Annotated in this window: 6 protein-coding genes; all 6 read right to left on the bottom strand. The window is 64.9% G+C overall.

What is annotated here, in order from left to right; translation table 11 throughout:
- The coding region (locus DYI24_RS18795; RefSeq protein ID WP_164573391.1) for a HupE/UreJ family protein at nt 1-386 on the bottom strand (386 nt) is incomplete at its 3' end.
- Between the two features lie 13 nt (nt 387-399).
- A complete protein-coding gene (locus DYI24_RS18800; RefSeq protein WP_164573392.1) occupies nt 400-987 on the bottom strand; it encodes a HyaD/HybD family hydrogenase maturation endopeptidase in 588 nt (195 codons plus the stop codon).
- 127 nt (nt 988-1,114) lie between these two features.
- A complete protein-coding gene (gene cybH / locus DYI24_RS18805) occupies nt 1,115-1,843 on the bottom strand; it encodes a Ni/Fe-hydrogenase, b-type cytochrome subunit (protein WP_107343138.1) in 729 nt (242 codons plus the stop codon).
- Between the two features lie 16 nt (nt 1,844-1,859).
- Complete coding sequence (locus DYI24_RS18810) at nt 1,860-3,653, bottom strand: nickel-dependent hydrogenase large subunit (RefSeq protein WP_164573393.1); 1,794 nt, start codon at nt 3,651-3,653, stop codon at nt 1,860-1,862.
- An 18-nt stretch (nt 3,654-3,671) separates the two neighbouring features.
- Nucleotides 3,672-4,784, bottom strand: a complete 1,113-nt coding sequence (locus tag DYI24_RS18815; RefSeq protein ID WP_164573394.1) for a hydrogenase small subunit — start codon at nt 4,782-4,784, stop codon at nt 3,672-3,674.
- 235 nt (nt 4,785-5,019) lie between these two features.
- A partial coding sequence (locus DYI24_RS18820) for a nickel-dependent hydrogenase large subunit (RefSeq protein WP_164573395.1) occupies nt 5,020-6,362 on the bottom strand: 1,343 nt, incomplete at its 5' end.

Raw genomic sequence — 6,362 nt, forward strand, 5'->3', positions numbered from 1 at the left:
AGGCCGAACAGCGCCACTGCCGCGGCGGCAGCGATCGTCGGCACCCGCACCGACAGCGCCACCAGTACGCCGAGCGCGATCACCGACAGCGCGATCATCGGCTCGACCGCCGGCAGCGAGACGCCGGACGCGCCGAGCGTCGCGCCAATGGCCAGCAGTGCCACGAAGCTCGCCGGCACGATCCAGCGCGCCGCGCCGCCGAGCGACCACGCCCACAGGCCGACCGCCACCATCGCCAGCAGGTGGTCGAGGCCGCTGAACGGATGCACGAAGCCGGCGGCGAAACCGTCCGCCGCCATCAGGTGAACGCCGGTGTGGGCCTCGGCGAGGCCGGACAGGCCGAGCAGCGCAATCAGGGCGGTGCCGGCGCGGAGCAGACGGGTCATGAGGTTTCCTCGCTCAGATCGTGGGAGATGCGGCGGCTTCGCGCCGTTCGTAATGGTCGTGATCGATATCATTGGCGAGCAGCGCGGCGCCTTCGGGCAACGGCTCGTCGCGCGGCACCACCGGCACGCCCCACTCGGTCAGAATCGCGCAGGCCATCGCCAGTGATTCAGCGATACGGCCGCGCACCGGCTCGGTCAGCGCTCCGCCCCAATCTTCCAGATCGAGCGGCTGGCAGCCGATCAACGCCAGCTCGCGCGGCGCCGCGCCGAGCAGATCGGCGGCACTCAGCACCTCCTGAAACCCGGTCTGATGCAGGCTCATCTTTTTGGCGCCGGTGAATTTCGGCACTTCATCGCCGCGCACCAGCTTCAGCGTGCCGGGCTCGAGCCCGTAATCGATCGCGTCGAACACCAGCAGGTGGTCATGGTCCTGCAGGAAGTTGACGAGGTAGAGCCCCTGGGTGCCGCCATCCAGCACGGTGACGTTGGCCGGCACGTCGTAGGCGCGGTGAAACGCTTCGACCGCACGCACGCCGAAGCCTTCGTCGGCCCACAGAATGTTGCCGATACCGAGGATCAGGACGCGGGGCGCATCTGTCATGGAGTTCTCACGGTTCAATGCGTCATTGAGAGAAGCGAAGCGACGAAGCAATCCAGCTCCGTGCACCGCACCTCTGGATTGCTTCGCTGCGCTCGCAATGATGGGGAGAAACCCACTTCAACCAACCTCAATCCGGCAGATCGTCGCGGAACAGGCGTTCGCCGGAGACGATCGACGAGATCATGCTCTGGCGGCTGAGGATATCCTCGCGCACGGCCGCGTAGATGTGCACGATCACGAACACCACGATCGCCCACATTCCGAGATGATGCACGGTGTGCAGATCCTGGCTGTTCGGGAAGATCGAGAACATGAAGCCGAACATCTTGTACTGCCAGCTATCAATGCCCTGGCCTTCGGCATAAAGCGCCATGCCGCTGCACATCATGAAGATCATGAACAGCATGAAGGTGAACATCGCCACGTGCGCCAGCGGATTGTGGCCGATGTACTTCTTCGGATCCTTCACCAGGAAGGCGTACCATTTGAACTCGTAAATCATGCCCCACCACCAGGTCCGGCTGGTGATCGGCATGTAGAACAGCTGCTTGGAGTATTTGTTGCCGACGATCGCCCAGTAGGCCCGCAGGATGAAGAACACGATCAGCGTCTGGCCCGACGCGAAGTGAATGAAGCGGATATAGCCCATCTGGAAGCTGGCGCTGGCCTCGCCGGGCACCGAAGGCGGCGGCGAACCGATCAGATAGCCGGTGACGCACAGCGCCACGATCAACAGCGCGTTGACCCAGTGCCACAGCCGCACCGGCGCCTGATAGACATAGACCGTCTGCAACGACCGGGCGCGTTCCCCGGCCGAGTCGATGGCGCCCTGGACCCGTGCGATTTCCGTGGTCATCGTCGCCTCCCCTGCGTCAGCTGACCTTGACCTGTGCCATTTCCTGACCGTCCTCGCTCATCACGTGGGTCGAACAGGCTAGGCACGGATCGAACGAATGCAGCGTACGGATGATCTCCAGCGGCTGGTTCGGGTCGGCCATCGGGGTGTCGAGCAGCGCCGCCTCGAAAGCACCGATGTTGCCTTGCGGATCGCGCGGGCTGCCGTTCCAGGTGGTCGGCACCACGCACTGATAGTTGTCGATCCGGGTGTCCTTGATCTTGACCCAGTGCGCCAGCGCACCACGCGGCGCCTCGGTGAAGCCGACGCCCTTGACGTCTTTCGGCCAGCTCGACGGGTGCCATTTGTCGGTGTTGGCGGTGGACAGGTCACCGGCCTTGATGCTGGCCATCAGCTTGTCCTGCGCCGCGCGCAGCTTGCGCGCCGCCCACTGGCATTCGAGGCCGCGCGCCGCGGTGCGGCCCAGCGTCGAAAACAGCGCGGTGACCGGCACATCGAGCGTCTTCAGGAGCTTTTCGGTCGGCTCCTTGAACTCCGGCTTGCCCTGGGCGTAGCCGATGATGTAGCGCGCCAGCGGACCGACCTCGACCGCGTGGCCCTTCCAGCGCGGCGCCTTCAGGAACGAGTATTTGGCGGACTCATCCAGCGCCTCGATGTTGGTGCGGGTGCCCTTGGCGTTGGGGCCGAGCACGAAGTTCGGCTCGGTGACGCCGTCGTACGGATGCAGGCCCTTGCCCTCGTCGGCGTACTTGTACCACGAGTGCGTGACGAATTCCTGGATCTGGTCCGGCGCGCTCAGATCGACCGGCAGCACCTCGTTCAGATTGCCGTTGATGATCACGCCGCGCGGCAGCATCAGGCTCTTGTCGGAATAGTCGTTGGCGTATTCCGGCAGATCGCCGTAGGACATCACCGACTTCGACGACAGCCCGCCGCCATACAGCCAGTCCTTATAGAATCCGGCAATCGCCACCAGATCGGGCACGTAGACCTGCTCGACGAAGGCGACGGTCTGGTCGATGATCGACGACACCAGATTGAGCCGCTCGATGTTGATCGCGCCGACCGCGCCGGTGCCATCGACGTTGATCGAGCACGGCACGCCACCGACCAGCCAGTTCGGATGCGGGTTCTTGCCGCCGTAGATGGTGTGGATCTTGACGATCTCCTTCTGGAAATCGAGCGCTTCGAGATAGTGCGCCACCGCCATGAGATTGGCTTCAGGCGGCAGCTTGTAGGCGGGATGGCCCCAATAGCCGTTCTTGAACGGGCCGAGCTGGCCGCTCTCGACGAACTTGGTCAGACGGATCTGCAGATCCTTGAAGTAACCGGGCGACGACATCGGCCACGGCGAGATCGACTGCGCCAGCGCCGAGGTGGCTTTCGGATCGGCCTTCAGGGCCGACACCACGTCGACCCAGTCGAGCGCGTGCAGATGATAGAAGTGGACCAGATGGTCGTGCACATACAGCGCGAGCTGCATGATGTTGCGGATGGTGTTGGCGTTCTCCGGCACGTTGATCTTCAGCGCGTTCTCGACCGCGCGCACCGACGTGAGCGCGTGAGTGCCCGTGCAGACGCCGCAGATCCGCTGGGTGAACGCCCAGGCGTCGCGCGGATCGCGGCCCTTGAGGATCACCTCGATGCCGCGCCACATCGTGCCGGTCGACACCGCATTGCGGATGATATTGTTGCTATCGACATTGACCTCGACGCGCAGGTGCCCCTCGATCCGGGTCACCGGATCGACGACGACGCGGCGGCCGGCATTGTCGAGCTTGAAGCCGTTGGGAGTCGTGACGTTGGTCATGATGCTGCGTCCTGGGCCTTAAGCCGACTTGCCGTTGGAGGTGCCGTTGCCGTTCGGGACTTCCTTGCGGCGCGACAGATTGCGCACGGTGGTCACCGCGGCGTGCGCGGCGATCGCCGTGCCAACGACGCCGGCAACCGTGGCGCCGATCTTGTCGGCGTTGGCCTCGATACCGAACTGATTGATGGTGGTGAGCCGGTCGTAGAACGAGCCCTTGTCCCAGAACGCGTCTTCCGAGCAGCCGATGCAGCCATGGCCCGACTGGATCGGGATCGACACGCCACCGTTCCAGCGTGCCGTCGAACAGGCGTTGTAGGTGGTCGGGCCCTTGCAGCCCATCTTGTAGAGGCAATAGCCCTTGCGCGCGCCGTCGTCGTCCCATTCTTCGACGAACTGACCGGCGTCGAAATGCGGCCGGCGATAGCATTTGTCGTGGATGCGCTGGGAGTAGAACATCTTCGGCCGGCCCTGGCGGTCGAGCTCGGGCAGGCGTCCGAAGGTGATGATGTAGGAGACGACGCCGGTCATCACCTCGGCGATCGGCGGGCAGCCCGGCACTTTGATCACCGGCTTGTTGCGGATCACCTTGTCGATCGGGGTCGCGTTGGTCGGGTTCGGCTTGGCGGCCTGCACGCAGCCCCACGAGGCGCAGCTGCCCCAGGCGATCACCGCCATCGAGTCCTCGGCCATTTCCTTCAGCTTCTCGACGAAGGGGCGGCCGCCGTCGATGCAGAACATGCCGTCTTCGTTCAGCGGCGGATTGCCTTCCACCGCCAGCACGTACTGGCCTTTGTACTTCTTGCGAGTCTCTTCGAGGATCGCATCGGCCTGATGGCCGGCCGCCGCCATGATGGTGTCGTCGTAATCGAGCGAGATCATCGACAGCACCGCATCCTTCACCAGAGGATGCGCCGAGCGAATGAAGCTTTCCGAGCAGCAGGTGCATTCCAGCCCGTGCATCCAGATCACCGGCACGCGCGGCTTGGTCTCCAGCGCATGCGCGATCTGGGTGGCGCCGACCGGCCCGAGGCCGAGACTGGTGGCCGTGAGACTGCAGAACTTCACGAAGCTGCGCCGCGTGATCCCCTGCCGCCTGATCACCTCGTAAAAGGTTTCCGTCACTGCACCCATGATGGCTCCCGGTGTCCCGCCCTCTCGAAGTCTCGTTCCGGACTTCGCAACTTCACGAGAGATCGCAAGAACCATGCCAGCGACGCGCAGAAATGATGCGGTGCATCAAGTGCTTGATACGAACGGTAAAGCGCGGCGCGCTTGGGTGAGGCCCGTGAGCTTCGGGAAACGACGAGGTGATAAGCCGGTTGCGGCGCTGACAACCGAGTGACCGCAGGTGCGATCTGCCAAGCAGTTAGTGTGCAGTGCACACCATGCAGGGATCGAACGAACGCACGACGTGCTGGATCGTGACCGCGCGCGCGCCGGCGTCGCCGACCGGCGTGCCGACCAGCGCTTGTTCGAGCGGGCCGGGAACGCCGTTGCGATCACGCGGCGAGAAATTCCAGCTGGTCGGCGCAATGATCTGATAACGGCGGATGCTGTCACCGCGCAGTTCGATCCAATGGCCGAGGCCGCCGCGGGCAGCTTCGACGAGGCCGATGCCGGTCCCGTCGCGGCCACGCTCGCCCCGTTCCAGAAACGGTTCGGCAAGATCGAGCTGCCGTGCCCACTGGTGCATTGCCAGCGCCAGCCGGGCCGTCTCGCGCAATCGCGCGACAACGCGGGTGGTGACGCAGGGGCCGAAACGGGTGAGACAATCCCGGATCAGCGGATCGCCGTCGACCGCCTGCCGCGCCAGGGCACCGACTTCGGCCGGGCCGCCGGCGAGCCGGGGTGCCTTGCACCAGCTATAGCCGGCCGGCTTGTCGGCATCGGGATCGGTGTCGGCTTCCATCGGCGACAATGAAGTCTCGCGCATCCAGGCGTGAGCCACATCCTCGGTGATCGCGGCGGGATCGAACGACGTCCGCTCCGCACTGGAAGGATCGAGCACGCCGGCTGCAAACAGAGCTGCATCCTCGCCCTGATAGGCGCCGAAGCTCATCAGCGGCAGTGCGATCCGGCCGAGCTGGTAAAGCGCAAGATCATCGGCAATGCCGAGAAAGCCGGCGAAATCACTGCCGCGGCCATCCCGCCATGCTTCGAGGGTCGCCACGCTGTCGATCGCCAGCACGTTGTCGAGATTGTCGCCGAATACGGTGCGTTCGAGAAAGTCGCGGAAGTCGCCGATGATCGACAGAAGCTGAACCCGCTCGCCGAGATCGATCGCGCAGGTGGTACCGCCCGGCTGAAACGCCAGGCTGTGCGGCCATTTGCCGGCGACGAGGCCCATGATCTGCAACAGCCGCGCCCGCGCCGGCAGCATCGCCTGCGCCGCACTGCCCTGCACCGCCTTGAACCGGGCCGCGATCTCAGGATGCCACGGCCGGTCCGCATAAGCGTCGCGGGCGAAGTCCGGCATGAAGAACAGATAGAAGTGGGTCAGGTGATCGGCTGCGTTCTCGGCGGCGTGCGCCAGATTGGCGGCGAGCACGCCGTTGCGCGCCGGCCGCACCCCGCCGGCGGCCCGCAGCGCCGCCACCGCGGCCATCGACTGCGACACCGAGCAGATGCCGCAGATCCGCGGCACCAGCGTCAGCGCATCCATCGCCGATCGCCCGCGCAGGATCTGCTCAAAGCCGCGATACAAAGGCG

It is taken from the genome of Rhodopseudomonas sp. BR0C11, assembly GCF_010820945.1.
Taxonomy (GTDB): Bacteria; Pseudomonadota; Alphaproteobacteria; order Rhizobiales; family Xanthobacteraceae; genus Rhodopseudomonas; species Rhodopseudomonas palustris_H.